Here is a 19254-nt window from a genome sequence, read left to right as displayed (position 1 = left end):
GTCTCCGGCCCGGAGCTCCCCCGGGCGCCGCCTCCGGGATAGGTTCGCCGTATGGGTCCCCAGGGCAGTCCGAACCGCAGCCACCACCACCGCACTCACGATCGCGGCGACCGGCAGATCAGTCCCGTGTTCCTCGGCATCTTCGCCGTGATGGCGGTGACGGGGTGGGCCGTGTGGACGGGGTACTCGACCAGCACCGGGCTGGCCGTCTTCCTCTTCGTCACCGCGGCGTGGATCGTCTCCCTGTGCCTGCACGAGTACGCGCACGCCCGTACCGCCCTGCACAGCGGCGACCTCAGCGTCGGCGCGAAGGGCTACCTGACGCTGAACCCCCTCAAGTACACGCACGCGCTGCTCAGCATCATCCTGCCGGTGCTCTTCGTGATCATGGGCGGAGTGGGCCTGCCCGGCGGCGCGGTGTACATCGAGCGCGACCGCATCGAGGGCCGCTGGCGGCACAGCCTCATCTCGGCGGCGGGTCCGCTGACGAACGTCGCCTTCGCGGCCGTCTGCACGGCCCCGTTCTGGCTGAACGCCCTGGACGGGGTCCCGACGGCGTTCCGCTTCGCGCTCGGCTTCCTGGCGCTGCTCCAGGTCTCGGCGGCGATCCTGAACTTCCTGCCGGTCCCGGGCCTGGACGGCTACGGCATCATCGAGCCCTGGCTCTCCCACAAGGTCCGCCGCGAGGTGGCACCGCTGGCACCGTTCGGCCTGCTGGCCGTCTTCGCGCTGCTGTGGATCCCGGAGATCAACGCGTACTTCTTCGACGCGGTGTACGGCGTCCTGTCGGCCCTGGGCGTCGGCGAGCTGGAGTCCTACTGCGGCCGCGACCTCTACCAGTTCTGGCAGGACACCAACGGCCTCTGCCAGGCGCCCTAGGTGGTGCGGTCGAAGCGTTCGACCTTGCCGTTGGTCTGGGGCCGGTAGGGCCGGGCCAGCTGGTAGCGGGTCAGGACGCGGGGGCACGAGGGCCTTTCGGTGGGTCAGTGCGCATGGGCTGCATCTGGTCTTCGCGCCGACGCGGGAGGAGGCGGCGTGGGCGGCGGAGCGGATGGACGCGGAGGGAGATCAGCTGGCCCTGCCGCTGGCGTTGAGCAGGCGTCTCAGCTCTCGGCGGGGGCGGCGGGCCGGTCTGCTTGCCGGGAATCGGATCGCCGTCAACGGGGTTGGTGGGGGATGAACCGTTGATCGCCATCAACGGGGTTGGTGGGGATGAGCCGTTATTGGAGAGCCATGCGAGCGATTCAGGTGTACGAAGTGGGCGGTCCCGAGGTGCTGCGGGAGGTCAAGGTGGACCAGCCGCGGCCGGGTCCGGGCGAGGCGGTCGTGGAGGTCGCCGCATCCGGGGTCAACTTCCTCGACGTCTACCACCGCGAAGGCCGGTACAGCCTCCCGCTGCCCTTCACCCCGGGCTCTGAGGGCGCCGGCACGGTCGTCGAAGTCGGACCCGGCGTCGCCGACGTCGCAGTCGGGGACCGGGTCGGTTGGGTGGAGATTCCCGGCACGTATGCCGAGCGGGCCGTCGTGGACTCCTCCCGGCTGGTGCCGCTGCCCGACGACATCGGCTTCGAGACAGCCGCCGCCGTGCTCCTCCAAGGCATGACCGCGCACTATCTCGTCAAGGACGCCTATCCGGTTCAGGGGGGCGACACGGTGCTCGTGCATGCGGCTGCCGGTGGCATGGGGCTGCTTTTGACCCAGCTCATCACCCATCTCGGCGGCAGGGTGATCGGCACGACGTCGACCACGGCTAAGGCCGAGCTGGCGAAGCGTGCCGGGGCCGCCGAGGTGATCCTTTCCTCCGCAGTCGACGATCTCGCAGCCGAGGTGAGGCGGCTCAACGGCGGTCAGGGACTGCCGGTCGTCTTCGACGGCGTCGGCGCGCACACCTTCGATGCGAGCCTCGCCAGCCTGCGAACCCGCGGCCATCTCGTGCTCTTCGGCGCGGCAAGCGGTGCCGTGCCGCCGTTTGATCCGATTCGGCTCGCCCACGGCGGTTCGCTGACCCTGATCCGGCCCAGCCTCGGGGACTTCATCGCCGATCGGTCCGAACTGCTCCGACGGGCCGCCGATGTGTTCGAGTGGGTGCGCTCCAAGGCGCTTGAGGTCACCGTGACGGGCCGCTACGCCTTGTCCGAGGCTGCCCAGGCCCACAGCGATCTGGAGGCGCGGCGTACCACCGGCAAGCTGCTCGTCGTACTCGATGCGGCCGCTATGGGACGCCGCGAGGAGACGCAGAGCTGATCGCGGGTGACGAGGTCGGGGATCTTGGAGACTGGGATGTCGAGGGCATGGCCGACCGTCATCGCCGAGATCCCCGACACCGTCAGGCACTCGGCAGGCCAAGATCGAGTTCCACCCGTCCACAACCTCCCGGGACGGAACGCCTAGGGCCCACCCGGGCCGGGCTCCGGCTCAGCCCGCGGCGCGAGCCGCTGCCGCGGCCTTCTCGACCTTCGCCTTGCGCACGTAGAACCACGCCATGTTCGACGTGATGCCCGCCATCAGCACCCACACGATCCCGAGCAGACTGCCCTCGACGAAGGAGACCACCGCGGCGGCAGTGGCGAGGACGCAGAGGACGACGGCGAACACGGCAAGGCGGGGCATGGCGAGGGCTCCTCGAAGACACTGAAGCGGTTCAAGCCCCTCCAGTGTCCCCCATGCCCCGGCGTGCTCCCGTCCGGTTGATTTCCCCCATCCCGTGATCTTTTCCTCCGCCCGCCGCTACGGTTCGCCGGAGACGCACCGCGCAGGGGGGTGCGGAAGGATCTGGGGGAAACATGCAGGAGATCCCGAAGGGCGCGAACGTCAGCCTGACCGCCCTCAGCGAGGACGCCGGGGCCGTCGTCGTGAGCTTGGGCTGGAGCAGCGCTTCGGGGGCGGGCGACGCCGACGTCTCGGTGCTGCTGCTGGACGAGAACGGCAAGGTCCGCGACGAGAACGACTTCTACTTCTACAACAACCCGGCGGCCGCCGACGGAAGCGTGCAGCTGCTGGGCAAGGTGCCGACCGACAACGGCGACGAGGACCGCATCAGCGTGGACCTGACGGCTGTACCGGAGGGTGTCGCGCGGATCGTCGTGGCGGCCAGCCGGTACGCAGGCGCACGCTTCGGAGACCTCGACGACCTGAGGATGACGGTCGCGGACCGCTCCGGGGAACCGCTGGTCGGCTACTCCATCGACGACGCGGGCGTGGAGACCGCCTTCATCTTCGGCGAGCTGTACCGGCGGGGCGAGGAGTGGAAGTTCCGCGCGGTCGGCCAGGGGTACGAAACCGGCCTGGCGGGGCTGGCCACGGACTTCGGCATCCCGGTGCTGGAGGAATCCGAGGGACCCGAGGAGGCCGAAGAGGCCGAAGAGGCCAAGCTCGGTGGTGAGCGGGAGCCGGAGGAGCTCGCTGACCCGGCGCAGGCCGCGCAGGGCCTCGGAACGGCCGATGCGGCGGCGGCCTTCCCGGCCGCCCCACCCGTCCCCGAACCCGCCGCCGAGCCCGTCGACGGGACCAGGCCCCAGCCCGAGCCCGACGGGGCGGCCGCTCCCGTCGCCGTACCGGCACAGACCCGCGGCCGGGGTCCCCGTACGACCAGGAAGAAGGTCACCCTGCCCAAGGTGGCCAAGAAGTCCCTGGCCGAGAACGACTCGTGGAGCCCGGCCCGCCTGTTCCCCGTCCCCTCCCTGAAGAGCGACAGGGAGCGGGAGGTGCGCGCCACCTCGGTGCTGCTGTCGGTCATGGCGCAGGTGCCGGAGTTCGGCCGCCGCCTCACCGCCGGGTTCGGCGCGCCCGCCGGCCGGATGCAGACCTTCACGGAGGTCTCCCTCCCCCACGGGGACACGCCCCGGCGCCCGGACGGGGTGATCCGGGTGGAGCGCGCGGGCAAGCTGTGGACGGCGCTCGTGGAGACGAAGACGAACGGCAACCCGCTCAAGGCGGAGCAGGTCCAGGCGTACATGGACATTGCCGCGCGCCGCGGCTACGAGGCCGTGATCACCCTCTCCAACGACGTGGCCCTGGAGGGCCGCCCGATGGTGGAGGTGAAGGTGGACGGCCGGCGCAAGCACAAGGTCAGCCTCTGGCACCTGTCCTGGGCCGAGGTCGCCCACCAGGCGCAGATGCTGATCCGCCACGAGGGCGTGGGCAACGCCGCACACGCCTGGCTCCTCCAGGAACTCCTGGAGTACCTGCGGCACGAGCAGTCGGGCTGCCACGGGTTCCAGAACATGGGCGCGGCCTGGGTGCCCGTACGCAAGGGCATCGAGGACGAAACCCTCGGCCACGGGGACGCCCGGACCGTGGAGGTGGTGGAGAGCTGGGAGCGGCTGATCCGTCAGGTCTGCCTGCGTCTCGGCGGGGAGCTCGGGCAGAAGGCGCTGCCGGTGCAGCGGGCCCGGCGGGGCAGCGATCCGCAGGCCCGGCGGGTCGCGGCGGCGGACCGGCTGTGTGCGGACGGGAAGCTCTTCGCCGAGCTGCGCGTCGACGGGACCACCAGTGTCATCGCGGTGAGCGCCGACCTCAGGACCTCCAAGGTGCGCACCACCGTCGACGTGCCGGCCCCGGAGGGCGCGTACCCGCTGGTCATGGTGAAACGGCTGCTGAAGCTGCTCGCCGAGGCTCCGGCGGACCTGCACGTGGAGAGCCTCCTCGATGCCGGGCCGGGCGCCGGGGCGGGTCCGGGGAGCGGGCCGCGCGGCACGCTGGAGCGGCTGCGGCCCGAGCCGGGCGATCTGCTGCCCGCGGAGGGCTCGACCGTCGTCGGTTTCCGGCTGTCGCTGCTCAAGGGAATGGGGAGCACGCGGGGGAACACGGAGTCCGGGTTCATCCGCAGCGTGGACGATGCCGTGGAGCGCTTCTACCACGGCGTCGTGGCGCACCTGGGGCCGATCGAGCCGCGCGGCGGCCGCCGCGGCTGAGGGTCCGGACACGGGCCCGCCCGTCCTGCGGTGACGGGTGGGCCCGGTGGCGGGATCGGCGGTGGGATCCGTCCGCTCAGACGTCCGTGATGCGCAGGCCCGCGTGGGCCTTGTAGCGGCGGTTGGTGGAGATGAGGTTGGCCACCAGGGATTCGACCTGGTGGGCGTTGCGCAGGCGGCCCGCGAAGACGCCTCGCATGCCGGGGATGCGGCCGGCGAGGGCCTGGACGATGTCCGTGTCCGCGCGGACCTCGCCGAGGACCATCACGTCGGTGTCGATCTCGTCGATCGACTCGTCCTGGAGGAGCACCGCCGAGAGGTGGTGGAAGGCGGCGGTGACGCGGGAGTCCGGGAGGAGGGCGGCGGCCTGCTGGGCCGCGCTGCCCTCTTCGACCTGGAGGGCGTACGCGCCCTGCTTGTCGAAGCCGAGCGGGTTGACGCAGTCGACCACGAGCTTGCCGGCGAGCTCCTCTCGCAGCGATTCCAGGGTCTTGGCGTGGCCCTCCCACGGCACCGCGATGATCACGATGTCGCTGCGGCGCGCGCACTCGGCGTTGTCCGCGCCCTCCACGCCGAGGCCGAGCTCGTCGGCGGCGGTCTGCGCGCGGTCGGCGGCGCGGGAGCCGATGATCACCTTCTGGCCGGCGCGGGCGAGCCGGTAGGCGAGGCCACGGCCCTGGTCGCCGGTGCCGCCGAGGACGCCGACGACGAGGCCGGAGACGTCGGGAAGGTCCCACGGGTCCTTGGCGGGGGCCTTGGCCGGGGCCTTCGCGGGCTGCTGCGTGCTGTCTGTGGAGGTCATGGGGGCGAGGGTAGCGGCGAGATCGTCAGAGGCGAATGCGCGGACGGTGTGAGATGCCCGGGGAGACGGGGGGTGGGGCGGGGTGGGAGATGGGGTGGGAGATGGGGGGAACCGCTCCTCTTTGTCCCTTCCATGCGGCAGGATGCCGGGTATGGACGCCGTGAGAGTCGCGCTGCTGCGCGAGGTGCTCGCCGGTACGCAGTGGCCCGGTGCCGCGCGCCGGTTCGCCGGGACGCTGCGGCGGTCGGTGGTGCCGGCCGGCGGGAACCTGCTGCTGGTCGGGACCGAGCAGTACGAGCCCTGGCACCTGGCGGCGCACCTGGTCGACGAGGCCGCCTGGTCGGGGCTGCCGGAGCTGGCGCCCACGCTCGTACGCCACCAGGTGCTGCCCGGTGACGCCCCGCACCTGTCGGTCGGGCTGAGCCGGCTGGAGGCGGCCCGGCGCGGTCACACGCTGCTGGTGGTGGCTCCGGAGCGGCCCGGGGGCGGGCTGCTGGAGCGGGTGCACGACGCCCGGCGCGCCGGGGCGACCGTACTGTCCATGGACGGCGGGGACGCGGATCTCGGGACGCTCGCGCACGAGGTGCTGTCCGTACCGGACGGGGCCGCCGAGCTGGACCTGGACACCGTGCAGCACCTGGTCAGCGCGGCGGCCGGGGAGAACAGCCTGCCGGTGCAGCGCGGGCCGAGGCGGTTCCGGGACCGGCTGGCGCGGCTGGCCGACCAGTTGGCCGCGCCGCCGCCCAGCCGCTGGTAGCCGGAGCGCCGGCCGGAGGCTACGGGGGCCTACGGAGTCCCTAAGGGGTTCCGGTGCCCTCTTCGGTCTCGCGGGTCTTGTCGTTCCATTTGGGGTCGTTCTGCCATTCGAGATTGCGCTCCTGCGCCGTCTCCATGGCGTGGTTCGCCTCTTCGGGTGTCGCGTAGGGGCCGAAACGGTCCTTCGCCGGGCACTCGGGGCCTTCCTCGACCTTCTTGTGGACCAGGCAGTAGTACCACTCGCCGGGTTTGCCCACCTGGCGCTTCTTGAACAGGGCCATCGTCAGGCTCCTCTCTCTGTCGCCATGCTGCCCCATACCCGCTCGATACACTCGCTCGTATGTCTGGCCAGTCGCTGCTCGTACCAGGCGAGCTCACTCCCGTCCGTTCCGTTCCCGGAAACATCCGCCGGCCCGAGTACGTGGGCAAGCCCGCGCCCACTCCGTACACCGGACCGGAGGTGCAGACGCCCGAGACCATCGAGGCCATGCGCATCGCCGGCCGGATCGCCGCCCAGGCGATGGAAGAGGCCGCCAAGCTGATCGCACCGGGGGTGACCACCGACGAGCTGGACCGGGTCGCCCACGAGTTCATGTGCGATCACGGTGCCTACCCCTCGACGCTGGGCTACCGCGGTTTCCCCAAGTCCCTGTGTTCCTCGCTCAACGAGGTCATCTGCCACGGGATCCCCGACTCGACCGTCCTGCGGGACGGCGACATCGTCAACCTCGACGTGACCGCTTACATCGGCGGGGTGCACGGCGACAACAACGCCACGTACCTCTGCGGGGACGTGGACGAGGAGTCGCGGCTGCTCGTCGAGCGCACCCGCGAGTCCCTGAACCGGGCCATCAAGGCCGTCAGGCCGGGCCGGCAGATCAACATCATCGGCCGGGTCATCGAGTCGTACGCGAAGCGCTTCGGCTACGGCGTCGTCCGGGACTTCACCGGTCACGGGATCAACTCGTCCTTCCACTCCGGCCTGATCGTCCCGCACTACGACAGCCCGCACGCCACCACCGTCATCGAGCCCGGGATGACCTTCACCATCGAGCCGATGCTGACCCTGGGCACCCACGAGTACGACATGTGGGAGGACGGCTGGACCGTGGTCACGAAGGACCGCAAGCGGACCGCGCAGTTCGAGCACACACTGGTGGTCACGGACACCGGGGCGGAGATCCTGACGCTCCCCTGACCCCGAACCGAGGAAATCGACTCGCGGAGGTTTTTACCGACAAGGCGTCGGCAACGCATTGACTTAGGTAAGCCTAAGCAGGAGGATCGGGTGTGGCGGCACGGCCGCCGTACCCGGCTCCCCCTTTTCCTTCCGATCTCTCGGAGGTCCGCCTTGGACGCCTTCTCCACCGTCATCCGTGTCGCCTCGCACGAGCAGCACACCGAGGCAGAGACCTCGACGTTCATGAGCGACCTGCTCGGCGGCCGGCTCGGGGTGGACGCGTACACGCGCTACACCGAGCAGCTGTGGTTCGTCTACAAGGCCCTGGAGGACGCCGCCGAGGCCCTCAGGGACGACGCGGTGGCCGGCCCGTTCATCCAGCCCGAGCTGATGCGCCTCGCCGAGATCGAGCGGGACCTGGCCCACCTGCGGGGTCCCGAATGGCGCGAGACCCTGGTCGCGCTGCCCGCCACCGAGGCCTATGCGGCCCGCGTGGCCGAGTGCGCCGAATCCTGGCCGGGCGGGTACGTGGCCCACCACTACACGCGCTACCTGGGCGACCTCTCCGGCGGCCAGATCATCCGCGACAAGGCCGAGCGGACCTGGGGCTTCGAGCGCAAGGGCGACGGCGTCCGCTTCTACGTCTTCGCGGACATCTCCAACCCGGCCGCCTTCAAGCGGACCTACCGCGAGCTGCTGGACACGATCGCCGCGGACGACCTGGAGAAGCAGCGCATCATCGACGAGTGCAAGCGCGCCTTCGACTACAACGGCGCGGTCTTCCGCGAGCTGGGCCGGCAGTTCCCGCTGAGCGCGTGACGCCTGCGGCGGGCTGAACGGGGAAGGGGGGTGGGCCCGATGGGCCCGCCCCCCTTCCGGGCTTCCCGCTCCCCGGGGCTCAGCCCCGGACCCCGCGCCTCAAGCGCCGGCGAGGCCGGATCTCGCGAAGCGGACGCGGCCGCCGATCTCCACGGTGCCGTCCGGGGCCGGGGCCGTGAGGATCTGGGAGCCCCTGCCCTGGGTGATGTTCAGGGCGCGGTTCAGTTCGGCCGTCAGCACGATCGCCGCCGAGCCGGTGGCCTCGTCCTCCGCGATCACGCCGTCGGGGCGGCGCGGGAAGCCGCGGGCCCGGATCCTGCCCGCGGCCTCGTCCTCCCAGGCCCAGGCGTACAGCCAGCCCTCGCCCGGCGGCGGGCTGGGCAGCGCGTCCACCTCGGCGGCGTCCGCGTACTGCTCGGTGCGCTTGCCCTCGACCCACTCGGGGCGGGCGGTGATCCAGGTGAACTCCCCGTCGTCGCGCGCCCATACGGCTCCCGCCGGGGGCTGGAGCTCCTCGATGTCGAGCAGCCACGCGACTCCGACCAACGGGTGCCCGGCGAAGGACATCCGGGTGCCGGGGGTGCGGATGTCGACGATCCCGCGCTCGGGATCGTCGACGAACACCGTCTCGCTGTAGCCCAGTTCGGCGGCCAGCGCCTGCCGGGAGGCATCGTCGGGGCAGGACCGGCCGTCGCGTACGACGCCCAGCGTGTTGCCGTGGCTGCCGTCACCCGCGCAGAAGACCTTGAGCACGTCCAGATCGTTCACGCGCGAATTGAAGCACGGGTCAGTTCTGGGCCGTACGCCGCCTGCGTGCCACGTAGACCGCACCCGCGCCCGCGGCGACGATGAGCGCGGAGGAGCCGAGCAGCGCGTCGGCCGGGATCTCGGCGCCGGTGGCGGCGAGGTTGCCACCGACGGTGCCGCCGCCTCCGGTGGTGCCGGTGCCGCCCGTGGTGCCGGTACCACCGGTACCGGCCGGGGGCGTGGGCAGGACCGCGCCCTTGTCCACGGAGACGGTCAGGTTGACGTCGTCCGCCCGGGTGCCCGTCGGGTACATGGAGCCGGTGGTGTCGTTGGCGAAGGTGGCGGAGCCCTCCGCCGTGAGCGCGGTGCGCACCGCGTTCAGGGTGAGCACGCCGTCCTTGGTCTTGTACTCGGCGTTCGAGAGGTCGAGCGTGGCGAAGGGGACGTTCGCCTTGACCCCGGCGGCCGTCTTCACGTCCAGGACCAGGGTGCCCTTGGCGCCCTCGGTGGTGATGCGGACGTTGCCGAAGGTCATGTCGATGCCGTGGGCCGCGTACTGGAAGCGCAGGTTGCCCGCGAAGGTGGCGGTCAGCTTCCGCGCCTTGGTGTCGAGGGCGCCCTTGCCGCCGGCGAAGGCGAAGCTGTCGCCGTTGGCGACCGCGCCGCCGGCGGGGGTGACGGTGCCGCCCGCGCTCTGGACGTACTTGCGGAAGGACTCCTTGACGCCCCAGGCCAGCTTGCCGTCGAGGATCTGCCGGGGGCCCTCGGCGGCCGGGGAGCTGGTGGAGGCGGAGGGGGAGGCCGGCTTCGACGGCGAGGGGGACGCCGGGACGGACGCCGACGGGGACGCGCTCTGCGAGGGCGAGGCGGAGGCGGAGGCGGAGGCGGAGGCGGAGGCGGAGGCCGAGGCGGACGGGGAGGGGCTGGGCTTGGGCGGCGGCGGGAACTCCAGTACGGCCGTCAGCGGGTCGCCCGCCTTGTCCTTGTAGCCGTCCGACCCGAGGAGCTTCGCGGCGTCCGCGGTCAGGGTGGTGGACAGGTTGGCCATGGACGGCCCGGTGAAGGCGACCTTGGCGAAGCCGACGTCCTTCGTCAGGACGCCGTCCCGGGTGACGTCGATGACCAGCGTCTTCGTGCCGGTGTCGATGCGCGGGTTCGCGAGCTTCACCTCGAAGCGGTGCGCGGCCGACTTGAAGGTGACGCTGCCCTTGAAGGCGGCGGTCACGAGGTGGGTGGCCGGGTCGTACTGACCGGTGGCCGAGCCGAAGGTGAAGCCCTTGCCGGTCTTCTTCGCGCCGTCCGCGACGGTGATCTCGCCCTGGGCGATGGTGGTGACGTAGGTGCGGTAGCTCTCCAGGACACCCCAGTCGAGGGTGCCGCCGACGACCGGGATCGTCGCGGGGGCGCCCTGCGCCGCGGAGACGGCCGGTGCGCCGCCCGCCGCGGTGGCGGGCAGGACGAACGCGGTGGCGCCGATCGCCGCGGCGGTGGCCACGGCGGCCGCGAGGGCGAGCGGACGGCTGATCGAAGACATGGCGGTGCTCCTGAACGGGGGGGTGGAGGAGGGGCGTAAGGGGGTGTGGTGCCCTGCGAGGGCAGGGCGAAGCCGAGCCCCGGCGGTACGGGGCCCTGAGGGTCCCGGCGGGGCTTGCGGGTCAGTGCGGTACGGGGGCTTGCGGGTGAGTGCCGGTACGGGGCTTGCGGGCCGGGCGGTTCCGGTTCGGGGAGCGGGTCAGCCGCGCGGAGCGGCCCCGTCGGTCCCGGAGGAGTCGGAAGGGTCGGCGGAGTCGCCGGAGTCGGAAGACGCGGGAGAGGCCGGAGAGTCGGGGCTCGTGGTCTCGATGCCCGGCGTCGCCGTCGGCATCGGCTCCTTGCGGCGGCTGCGGAGGACCAGGAAGGCCGCTCCGCCCGCGAGGACGAGCACGGCCACCGCAAGGGCGGCGTACAGGCCGGTGTTCGAGGATTCCTTCGCGGCGACGGCCGCCGCCGGAGCAGGGGCCGGCGGGGCCGCCGGGGTGGCCGTCGAGCCGAGGTTCGGGAGGGCCGGGAGCTTCGCGGTGGCGTCGAGGGCGACCGCGAGGGAGACGGGGTCCATCTCGGTGCCGGCCTTGTACATGGAGTTGAAGGCCTGGGCTCCGCCCTCGGTCAGGGTGGCGGGGGCTTCGGTGAGGGTGGCGAGGCCGCCTTCGGTCTTGAGGGCCTTGGCGTCGAACTCCACGAGCGGGACCGCGGTCTTGGTGTCCGCGCCGGTGGTGACGTCGGCGGACAGCACGCCCTTGCCGTTCTCCACCTTGGCCGTGATCTTCGCGAGCTTCAGGTCGAGGTGGGCCCCGGTGAAGTGCACGGACCCGGCGAAGGCGGCGTCGAGGGTGCCCTTCGCGCCGTCGTACGCGCCCTTGCCCTGCGGGAAGCGGAACAGCGCGCCGCCGTCCTGGGCGCCTTCGGCCAGCTCCCACTTGCCCTGGCCGATGGAGCCGGAGACGTACTCGCGGAAGGTGCGCCGCACCCCCCAGTCCACGGCGGCGTCGGCGAACTGCCCGGCGGCCTGCGGGGACTGGGAAGCGGCCCCCTCAGCCGGCGAGGACGAGGGCGAGGAAGAGGCGGGCTGCTCGGCAGCCGGAGCCACGGCCTTGACGTCCACGGACAGCGAGACCGGGTCGAGCTGCGCGCCGGCCGCGTAGTAGCCGGCGAAGGCCTTGGCACCCTGCTCGGTGAGGGTGGCCGGGATGTTGGCGAGGGCGACGGGGCTGCCGCCGCCCTTCATGTTCACCCCGCCCAGGCCCAGCTTGGCGAAGGGCACTTGGGCGGCGGTGGTGACCGCTCCGCCCTCCTTGGCCTTGCTGGAGACGTCCACGTAGAGGGTGCCGCTGCCACCGCTGATCTTGACGGTGGGGCGGCTGACGCTCATGTCCAGCTCGTACGTGCCGTCCGCCTTCTGGTGGCCCTGGAAGGAGACGCCGCCGCTGAAGGAGGCCTGCAGGGAGCCGCTGTCCGGGTCGTAGGAGCCGCTGGCGGAGTGGAAGCGGAACAGGCTGCCGCCGGCCGTGGCGGCTCCGTTCTTCAGCTTGAACCCACCTTTCGCCACCGGCCCGGTGACGTAACTCTGGAAGGAGGATTTGATGCCCCAGTCGAGCCGGCCCCCGTCCACGGTGCGGCCCGCGGCCTGGGCGGCGGTCGCCGGGAGCAGGACGGCTCCCAGAGCCGCCAGGGTCGCCAGCAGGGCGACGGCGGACGCACGGATGGATCCAGCGGACATGAATGTCCCCTCCAGGGTCTAGCGAGCGAGGTTAGGCTAACCTAAGCTACGTTCGGCCGGGTGTGAAACCCCCTGGCCCCCGGAACCTCGAACCGGGACCCCACCCCCAGCGAACCGGGTCCACCACCCCAGTCGGACGATCAGGACGGTGCCTTCGTGCCTACGCCCGCCGCGTCAACCCGCATGTCCCGCTTCGCCGTCGCCCTGACCTCCGTGGTCCTGGCCCTCGGCGTGAGCGCCTGCGGAGGTACGGCTGCCCCCTCCCCCGCCACCGGAGCGGGCGCCCCGGCCGTGCCGGACCGGGTGGAACCGCTCGCCCAGACGCCCGTACCCGTCCTTCCGGCGACCGTGGCCTCGGCGGACGGCGCCCGGGTGACCGTCACCTCGGCGGACCGGGTGGTGCCGCTGACGGGCGGCCTCAACGAGATCGTGTACACCCTGGGACTCGGCCCCAAGGTCGTCGCCAAGGACATCACCGCCACCTTCGAACAGGCGGCGGAGCTCCCGGTGGTGACGCGGGGCCACGAGGTCTCCGCCGAGAGCGTGCTGTCGCTGCGTCCGACCCTGGTACTGGCCGAGACCACCTCGGGCCCCGCCGAGGCGATCCGGCAGATCCGCGACGCGGGTGTCCCGCTGCTGGTGGTGGCCCCGGCCAAGTCCCTGGAGGACGTGGCGAAGCGGACCGACGCGGTGGCCGCCGCACTGGGCGTCAAGGAGGCCGGCGCGCAGCTGAACCAGCGCACCGCCGACCGCATCGCCGCCGCCCGGGGGGCCCTGCCCGCCTCGGGCAAGAAGCCGCGCGTGGCCTTCCTCTACCTGCGCGGCACGGCCTCCGTGTACCTGATGGGCGGCTCCGACTCCGGCGCCGGTTCCCTGCTGGAAGCGGCCGGGGCGCTCGACACGGGCCCGGAGTCGGGGCTCGGCAAGGACTTCACCCCGATCACCAGCGAAGCCCTGGCGGCGGCCGCGCCCGACGCGATCCTCGTCATGTCCAAGGGCCTGGAGTCCGTCGGCGGCGTGGACGGGCTGGTCAAGATCCCCGGCGTGGCCCAGACCCCGGCCGGCATGGACCGGCGGGTGATCACCGTCGACGACGGGGTCCTGCTCAACTACGGCCCGCGCACCGACCAGGTCCTGACCTCCCTCATCACCCAGCTCTACGGCAAGGCCTCCTGACGTGTCCCTCTCCTACGAAGCCCCCGGGACGCCGCCCGGAGCACCCGGAGCGGATCCCCTTCCCGCTCCCGAGCCGACGGCGTCCCGGGCCGCCCCCACCGCCGCCGGCGCACCGCCCCGGCGGCGGTGGGGCTCCGCCTGGCTCACCGGCGCGCTGGCCGCCGCACTCGTCCTGCTCGCGCTGGTCTCCGCCGGAGTGGGCGCCTACGAGATCCCGCTCGCGGACGTGGTCGGGTCGGTGCAGCACCGCCTCGGGCTCGGGGGCGCCGCCCTCGACCGGGTCGGGGAGAGCGTGCTGTGGAACGTACGGCTGCCGCGCGTGGTCCTCGCCCTGCTCGTCGGGGCCGGCCTTGGCTGCGCCGGGGCGCTGATGCAGGGGGTGTTCGGCAATCCCCTGGCCGAGCCCGGGGTCATCGGGATCTCGGCGGGCGCGGCCGTCGGCGCGGTCGCCGCGATCGGGCTGGGCCTGACCTTCTTCGGCAACTGGACCATCACCGCCTGCGCGTTCGTCGCGGGGCTGGTCACCGTCGGCGCCGTCTACCTGCTCTCCCGCAACGGCGGGAAGACGGAGGTCGTCACCCTCATCCTCACCGGCATCGCCGTCAACGCCTTCGCGGGCGCCCTGATCGGCCTGTTCATCTTCTTCGCGGACAGCGGCCAGGTGAACCAGATCACCTTCTGGCAGCTCGGCTCCCTCGCCCAGGCCACCTGGCCCAAGGTGCTCGCCGTCCTGCCCTGCGCGCTGGCCGGCCTGGCCGTCGCCCCCTTCTACTCCCGCAAGCTGGACCTGCTGGCCCTCGGCGAGCGCCCCGCCCGCCACCTCGGTGTCGACGTGGAGCGGCTGCGCCTCGCGCTGATCCTGCTCGTCGCGCTGCTCACCGCGGCGGCCGTCGCCGTGGCAGGGATCATCAGCTTCGTCGGGCTGCTCGTGCCGCACCTGCTGCGCATGGCCAACGGTCCGGGCCACCGGTTCCTGGTGCCCGGCAGCGCGCTCGCCGGAGCCGTGGTGCTCGTCGCCGGGGACCTGGCCGCGCGGACCCTCGCCCAGCCCGCCGAACTGCCGCTCGGGGTGCTGACCGCCCTGCTCGGCAGCCCGTTCTTCTTCTGGCTGCTGCGCCGCACCCGCCGCAAGCAAGGAGGCTGGGCATGAGCGTCCGGCTGCTTTCCCGCCTCGCCGCGCTGCGCGGGAGCAAGCAGGCCCTCCCCGCCCGTCCGGCCCCCGGCGCGCCGCTCGCCGAGGTCACGGACCTGCGCGTACGGCTCGGTGGGCGCGAGGTGCTCGCCGGGATCGGGCTGACCGTGCGGGCCGGGGAGGTGCTGGCCCTGGTCGGACCGAACGGCGCGGGCAAGTCCACCCTGCTGGCGGCCCTGTCCGCGGACCTGCCGGCGGACGGCGGGGAGGTCCGGATCGACGGGCGTCCGGTGGGCGACTGGCGGGCCCCCGAGCTGGCCCTGCGCCGGGCGGTGCTCCCCCAATCGGCCGCACTGGCCTTCCCTTTTCCGGTGGAGGACGTCGTACGGATGGGCCGCGCCCCCTGGGTGGGCACCGAGCTGGCCGACGCCGACGAGGAGGCGGTGGCCGTCGCCATGGCCGCCACCGAGGTGACGGGCTTCGCGGCCCGCCCGTTCTCGGCGCTCTCGGGCGGCGAGCGGGCCCGGGTCGCGCTGGCCCGCGTACTGGCCCAGCGGGCCCCGCTGCTGCTGCTCGACGAGCCGACCGCGGCCCTGGACCTGCGCCACCAGGAGCTGGTGCTGCGGATCTGCCGGGAGCGGGCGGCGGCCGGGGACGGGGTCGTGGTGGTCCTGCACGATCTGGGCCTGGCGGCGGCGTACGCGGACCGGGTGGCCGTCCTGCACGAAGGCCGGATCGCGGTGCACGGACCGCCCGCGGAGGTGTTCGAGGACGGGCTGCTGAGCCGGGTCTACCGCCAGCCGGTGGAGGTCCTCCCGCACCCGCGCACCGGGGCGCCGCTGGTGGTCCCCGTACGGGACGCCGGAGCGGGGCTCCCGGAGGAGCGGGTTCCGCCGTACGGAACGGTCACCCGGGCTTGACCTCGGCTTGACCTGGCCATGGGCCCGGCGTGGGGCGCCCGTAATGGCCCCGTGTCCGGGTCTCGAAGGTGTGGGCTGAATCACTGGACGTACGGGTATGGGTCAGGTAAGCCTCGGTTAAGTTAGGTCCGCCTCACCGGCCGCCCCCACCCGATCGGGGCGGTCGTCTGCCGAACGCCAGACTGCCAGGAGCCCCCTATGCGCCCCGCCCGCCTCACCGTCGTCACCGCGGCAGCCGTGGTGGCCGCCCTCACCGCGGTCACCGGCTGCTCCGAGAAGAGCGACGCGTCCGGCGACGGCACCATCAAGGTGGCGGCCTCCGACTCGGCCTGCGAGGTGTCCACGAAGGAGTTCCCGGCGGGCAAGGTCACCATCGAGGTCGAGAACAAGGGCTCCAAGGTCACCGAGCTCTACGTGCTGTTCCCTGACGACCGCATCGTCACCGAGCGCGAGAACATCGGCCCCGGCACCAAGGCCACCATCACCGCCGAGCTCAAGGCGGGCGACTACGAGATCGCCTGCAAGCCCGGCATGAAGGGCGACGGCATCCGCCAGGCGGTCAAGGCCACCGGCGCGGGCACCGTGGAGAAGCGCAGCCCCGAGGCCGACGCCGCGGTCGCCGCATACCGCAAGTACGTGCAGGAGCAGGCCGACGAGACCATCCCCAAGGCGCAGGCCTTCGCGGACGCGGTCAAGGCCGGCGACGTCGAGGCCGCGAAGAAGGCGTACGCCCCCTCGCGCATCGGCTGGGAGCGCACCGAGCCGGTCGCCGAGTCCTTCGGTGACATCGACCCGAAGGTCGACGTCCGCGAGGACGGTCTGGAGCCGAACCAGGAGTGGACCGGCTGGCACAAGCTGGAGAAGTCCCTCTTCGCCGACAACAAGATCGACGACGCGGACAAGAAGCTCGCCGAGACCCTGATGGCCGACCTGGCCGTGTGGCAGAAGAAGGTCGGCCAGGCGGAGATCACCCCCACCTCGATGGCGAACGGCGCCAAGGAGCTCCTCGACGAGGTCGCCACCGGCAAGGTGACGGGTGAGGAAGAGCGCTACAGCCACACCGACCTGGTCGACTTCAAGGCCAACGTCGAGGGCGCGGAGAAGGCGTACGAGCTGCTCAAGCCGGTCACCTCGAAGACCGACCCCGCGCTCACCGCCGAGCTGGACAAGCAGTTCGCCGCGCTGAACAACCTGCTGGAGAAGTACCGCCCGAACAAGGCCGCGTACGAGTTCACCTCGTACGACAAGGTCGGCGAGCCCGAGCGCAAGGAGCTCTCCGACGGCGTCAACGCGCTGGCCGAGCCGCTCTCGAAGCTGGCCGCCGCGGTCGCGAAGTAACTCCGGAACAGCAGAGCAGGCGGGAGATCCTCACATGAGCGAGTCGGTGTCCGAGCAGGATGGCGCACCCGACGGTGCGCACGACGGCGCCCCGGAGCAGGCGGGGCCGGGTGCGCCCTCGCGCCGGGCCGTCCTCGGCTGGGGCGGCGCGGGCCTCGCGCTCGGCGCCGCGGCGGCCGGCGGTACGGCCATCGCCCTGGGCTCGGGCCCCGACATGGTCTCGGCGGCCGCGGCCGGCGCGGCCGTGCCGTTCCACGGCGAGCACCAGGCCGGCATCGCCAGTGCCGTCCAGGACCGCCTGCACTTCGCCGCCTTCGACGTGAAGACGAAGGACCGCGGCGAGCTGATCCAGCTCCTCAAGGACTGGACCGAGGCCGCCCGCCTGATGACGGCCGGTCAGCCGGTCGGCGAGGGCGGCTACGGCGGCCTCCCCGAGGCCCCGCCGGACGACACGGGCGAGGCGCTGGGCCTCAAGGCCTCCCGCCTCACCCTGACCATCGGTTTCGGGCCGGGCCTGTTCGCCAAGGGCCGCTTCGGCCTGGAGGGCAAGCGCCCCGGCGCCCTCATCGACCTGGAGCTCTTCCCCGGCGACAACCTCGACCCGGCCCGCTCGGGCGGCGACCTGTGCGTCCAGGCCTGCGCGGACGACCCGCAGGTCGCGGTGCACGCCATCCGCCAGCTCGCCCGCATCGGCTTCGGCAAGACGGCGGTGCGCTGGTCGCAGCTGGGCTTCGGCAAGACCTCCTCGACCACGCCCGACGAGCAGACCCCGCGCAACATGATGGGCTTCAAGGACGGCACCCGGAACATCTCGGGCACCGACAAGGCCGCCCTGGACAAGCACGTGTGGGTCGGCGCCGGCGACGGCAGCGACTGGCTGACCGGTGGCTCGTACCTCGTGGCGCGCCGGATCCGGATGAACATCGAGACGTGGGACCGCACGCCCCTGGGCGAGCAGGAGGACATCTTCGGCCGCGACAAGGGCGAGGGCGCCCCCGTGGGCAAGTCCAAGGAGCGCGACGAGCCGTTCCTGAAGGCGATGAAGCCCGAGGCGCACGTCCGCCTCGCGCACCCGGACACCAACGACGGTGCGACGATCCTGCGCCGCGGCTACTCCTTCACCGACGGCACGGACGGACTGGGCCGGCTCGACGCGGGCCTGTTCTTCCTCGCCTACCAGCGCGACGTGCGCACGGGCTTCGTGCCGATCCAGCGCAGGCTGGCGAAGTCCGACGTCCTCAACGAATACATCCAGCACGTGGGTTCGGCCGTCTTCGCCGTCCCGCCGGGAGTCCGCGACAAGGACGACTGGTGGGGCCGGGCGCTGTTCGCGTAGGGGACGGGGAGAACCGAAGTGTTCAGCAACTATCTGATCGGACTGCGCGAGGGGCTCGAAGCCAGCCTCGTCGTCTGCATCCTCATCGCGTACCTGGTGAAGACCGGGAACAAGGACAGGCTGGGAGCCCTGTGGCTGGGCGTCGGCCTGGCCGCCGCCCTGTCCCTGGCCTTCGGCGCGGGCCTCGAATTCGGCACGCAGGAACTGACCTTCAAGGCGCAGGAGGCGATCGGCGGCACCCTGTCGATCGTCGCGGTCGGCCTGGTCACCTGGATGGTCTTCTGGATGAAGCGCACCGCGCGGCACCTGAAGGCCGAGCTCCAGGGCAAGCTCGACGCGGCGCTCGCGATGGGCACCGGCGCCCTGGTGGCGACGGCGTTCCTGGCCGTCGGCCGGGAGGGCCTGGAGACCTCGCTGTTCGTGTGGCGTTCGGTGCACGCGGCCGGTGACGGCGCGGGCCCGCTGATCGGCGTGCTGCTCGGCATCGGGTCGTCGATCGTCCTGGGCTGGCTGTTCTACCGGGGCGCACTGAAGATCAACCTGTCGAAGTTCTTCACGTGGACCGGCGGCATGCTGGTCGTGGTCGCCGCGGGCGTGCTCGCGTACGGGGTCCACGACCTCCAGGAGGCCGACTTCGTGCCGGGGCTGAACGTCAAGGCCTTCGACATCAGCTCGACCATCCCGCCGGACAGCTGGTACGGGACCCTGCTGAAGGGCACCTTCAACTTCCAGCCGGACCCGACGGTGCTCCAGGTCGTCGTGTGGGCCCTGTACCTGGTCCCGGTGCTCGCCCTGTTCCTGGCCCCGTCGCTGGGCAGGCGCGGCACGTCCGAGCCGAAGCCGGCGTCGAAGCCGGAGTCGGAGCCGAGCAGCTCCTGA

At 72.2% G+C, this 19254-nt stretch carries 18 protein-coding genes; 12 read left to right on the top strand and 6 right to left on the bottom strand.

Translation table 11 applies throughout. From position 1 onward, the window contains the following. Positions 1–51: 51 nt before the first annotated feature. Entirely contained in the window at positions 52–879 is an 828-nt protein-coding gene (locus OHA37_RS27725; RefSeq protein WP_266909286.1) for a site-2 protease family protein, read from the top strand. Positions 880–1233: 354 nt separating this feature from the next. Beyond that, positions 1234–2244, top strand: a complete 1011-nt coding sequence (locus OHA37_RS27720) for a quinone oxidoreductase family protein (RefSeq protein WP_266909285.1) — start codon at positions 1234–1236, stop codon at positions 2242–2244. Between the two features lie 171 nt (positions 2245–2415). Here the strand turns inward: OHA37_RS27720 and OHA37_RS27715 are convergent, their stop codons facing one another. After that, a complete protein-coding gene (locus OHA37_RS27715) occupies positions 2416–2610 on the bottom strand; it encodes a hypothetical protein (protein WP_266909284.1) in 195 nt (64 codons plus the stop codon). 173 nt (positions 2611–2783) lie between these two features. On the opposite strand from OHA37_RS27715, the gene OHA37_RS27710 reads away from it, so the two are divergent. Then, entirely contained in the window at positions 2784–4913 is a 2130-nt protein-coding gene (locus tag OHA37_RS27710) for a TerD family protein (RefSeq protein WP_443046223.1), read from the top strand. A 76-nt stretch (positions 4914–4989) separates the two neighbouring features. On the opposite strand, the gene npdG is transcribed toward OHA37_RS27710, so the two are convergent. Beyond that, positions 4990–5715 carry an NADPH-dependent F420 reductase gene (npdG, locus tag OHA37_RS27705; RefSeq protein ID WP_266909283.1) on the bottom strand — a complete coding sequence of 242 codons (726 nt, stop codon included), beginning with the start codon at positions 5713–5715 and terminating at the stop codon, positions 4990–4992. A 151-nt stretch (positions 5716–5866) separates the two neighbouring features. Here npdG and OHA37_RS27700 point away from each other — a divergent pair, with 151 nt between their 5' ends. Then, entirely contained in the window at positions 5867–6472 is a 606-nt protein-coding gene (locus tag OHA37_RS27700; protein ID WP_266909282.1) for a hypothetical protein, read from the top strand. A gap of 40 nt (positions 6473–6512) precedes the next feature. On the opposite strand, the gene OHA37_RS27695 is transcribed toward OHA37_RS27700, so the two are convergent. Further along, positions 6513–6752, bottom strand: coding sequence for a hypothetical protein (locus OHA37_RS27695; RefSeq protein ID WP_243329646.1), 240 nt, complete (start codon positions 6750–6752; stop codon positions 6513–6515). A 59-nt stretch (positions 6753–6811) separates the two neighbouring features. Between OHA37_RS27695 and map the strand changes: the two genes are divergently transcribed. Together map and OHA37_RS27685 are read left to right on the top strand one after the other, a co-directional pair. Continuing rightward, the gene (gene map / locus OHA37_RS27690; protein ID WP_266909281.1) at positions 6812–7669 is read left to right on the top strand and encodes a type I methionyl aminopeptidase; all 858 of its coding nucleotides are present in this window, start codon (positions 6812–6814) and stop codon (positions 7667–7669) included. Between the two features lie 153 nt (positions 7670–7822). Further along, positions 7823–8470 (top strand): biliverdin-producing heme oxygenase, encoded by a 648-nt coding sequence (locus OHA37_RS27685; RefSeq protein ID WP_266909280.1) that lies wholly within the window; start codon positions 7823–7825, stop codon positions 8468–8470. 99 nt (positions 8471–8569) lie between these two features. Here OHA37_RS27685 and OHA37_RS27680 read toward each other — a convergent pair whose 3' ends face one another. From OHA37_RS27680 to OHA37_RS27670, 3 genes are all read right to left on the bottom strand, one after another. Then, entirely contained in the window at positions 8570–9238 is a 669-nt protein-coding gene (locus OHA37_RS27680) for a PhzF family phenazine biosynthesis protein (protein WP_266909279.1), read from the bottom strand. A gap of 19 nt (positions 9239–9257) precedes the next feature. Continuing rightward, the gene (locus tag OHA37_RS27675) at positions 9258–10751 is read right to left on the bottom strand and encodes an HtaA domain-containing protein (RefSeq protein WP_266909278.1); all 1494 of its coding nucleotides are present in this window, start codon (positions 10749–10751) and stop codon (positions 9258–9260) included. Between the two features lie 198 nt (positions 10752–10949). Next, entirely contained in the window at positions 10950–12473 is a 1524-nt protein-coding gene (locus OHA37_RS27670) for an HtaA domain-containing protein (RefSeq protein ID WP_266909277.1), read from the bottom strand. Positions 12474–12656: 183 nt separating this feature from the next. Between OHA37_RS27670 and OHA37_RS27665 the strand changes: the two genes are divergently transcribed. The 6 genes from OHA37_RS27665 (at position 12657) to efeU (ending at position 19254) form a co-directional block, all read left to right on the top strand. Continuing rightward, the gene (locus OHA37_RS27665) at positions 12657–13649 is read left to right on the top strand and encodes a heme/hemin ABC transporter substrate-binding protein (RefSeq protein WP_266913127.1); all 993 of its coding nucleotides are present in this window, start codon (positions 12657–12659) and stop codon (positions 13647–13649) included. A 1-nt stretch (position 13650) separates the two neighbouring features. Then, positions 13651–14799 carry a FecCD family ABC transporter permease gene (locus OHA37_RS27660; RefSeq protein WP_266909276.1) on the top strand — a complete coding sequence of 383 codons (1149 nt, stop codon included), beginning with the start codon at positions 13651–13653 and terminating at the stop codon, positions 14797–14799. Beyond that, positions 14796–15701 (top strand): heme ABC transporter ATP-binding protein, encoded by a 906-nt coding sequence (locus OHA37_RS27655; RefSeq protein ID WP_266909275.1) that lies wholly within the window; start codon positions 14796–14798, stop codon positions 15699–15701. Before OHA37_RS27660 ends, OHA37_RS27655 begins: the two co-directional genes overlap by 4 nt. A 198-nt stretch (positions 15702–15899) precedes the next feature. Then, the gene (gene efeO, locus OHA37_RS27650; RefSeq protein ID WP_266909274.1) at positions 15900–17039 is read left to right on the top strand and encodes an iron uptake system protein EfeO; all 1140 of its coding nucleotides are present in this window, start codon (positions 15900–15902) and stop codon (positions 17037–17039) included. A gap of 34 nt (positions 17040–17073) precedes the next feature. Continuing rightward, complete coding sequence (gene efeB / locus OHA37_RS27645; protein ID WP_266909273.1) at positions 17074–18375, top strand: iron uptake transporter deferrochelatase/peroxidase subunit; 1302 nt, start codon at positions 17074–17076, stop codon at positions 18373–18375. A gap of 18 nt (positions 18376–18393) precedes the next feature. Then, the gene (gene efeU / locus OHA37_RS27640) at positions 18394–19254 is read left to right on the top strand and encodes an iron uptake transporter permease EfeU (RefSeq protein WP_266909272.1); all 861 of its coding nucleotides are present in this window, start codon (positions 18394–18396) and stop codon (positions 19252–19254) included.

It is taken from the genome of Streptomyces sp. NBC_00335 (genome assembly GCF_036127095.1).
Lineage (GTDB): Bacteria > Actinomycetota > Actinomycetes > Streptomycetales > Streptomycetaceae > Streptomyces.
This window is presented reverse-complemented; position numbering and strand designations above follow the sequence as displayed.

Bases quoted from the DNA above. Each gene is read 5' to 3' on its own strand.
- OHA37_RS27725 (WP_266909286.1), top strand. From the start codon at position 52: ATGGGTCCCCAGGGCAGTCCGAACCGCAGCCACCACCACCGCACTCAC.
- efeB (WP_266909273.1), top strand. From the start codon at position 17,074: ATGAGCGAGTCGGTGTCCGAGCAGGATGGCGCACCCGACGGTGCGCAC.
- OHA37_RS27720 (WP_266909285.1), top strand. From the start codon at position 1,234: ATGCGAGCGATTCAGGTGTACGAAGTGGGCGGTCCCGAGGTGCTGCGG.
- OHA37_RS27710 (WP_443046223.1), top strand. From the start codon at position 2,784: ATGCAGGAGATCCCGAAGGGCGCGAACGTCAGCCTGACCGCCCTCAGC.
- OHA37_RS27675 (WP_266909278.1), bottom strand. From the start codon at position 10,751: ATGTCTTCGATCAGCCGTCCGCTCGCCCTCGCGGCCGCCGTGGCCACC.
- efeO (WP_266909274.1), top strand. From the start codon at position 15,900: ATGCGCCCCGCCCGCCTCACCGTCGTCACCGCGGCAGCCGTGGTGGCC.
- OHA37_RS27700 (WP_266909282.1), top strand. From the start codon at position 5,867: ATGGACGCCGTGAGAGTCGCGCTGCTGCGCGAGGTGCTCGCCGGTACG.
- OHA37_RS27695 (WP_243329646.1), bottom strand. From the start codon at position 6,752: ATGGCCCTGTTCAAGAAGCGCCAGGTGGGCAAACCCGGCGAGTGGTAC.
- OHA37_RS27665 (WP_266913127.1), top strand. From the start codon at position 12,657: ATGTCCCGCTTCGCCGTCGCCCTGACCTCCGTGGTCCTGGCCCTCGGC.
- npdG (WP_266909283.1), bottom strand. From the start codon at position 5,715: ATGACCTCCACAGACAGCACGCAGCAGCCCGCGAAGGCCCCGGCCAAG.
- map (WP_266909281.1), top strand. From the start codon at position 6,812: ATGTCTGGCCAGTCGCTGCTCGTACCAGGCGAGCTCACTCCCGTCCGT.
- OHA37_RS27715 (WP_266909284.1), bottom strand. From the start codon at position 2,610: ATGCCCCGCCTTGCCGTGTTCGCCGTCGTCCTCTGCGTCCTCGCCACT.
- OHA37_RS27655 (WP_266909275.1), top strand. From the start codon at position 14,796: ATGAGCGTCCGGCTGCTTTCCCGCCTCGCCGCGCTGCGCGGGAGCAAG.
- OHA37_RS27670 (WP_266909277.1), bottom strand. From the start codon at position 12,473: ATGTCCGCTGGATCCATCCGTGCGTCCGCCGTCGCCCTGCTGGCGACC.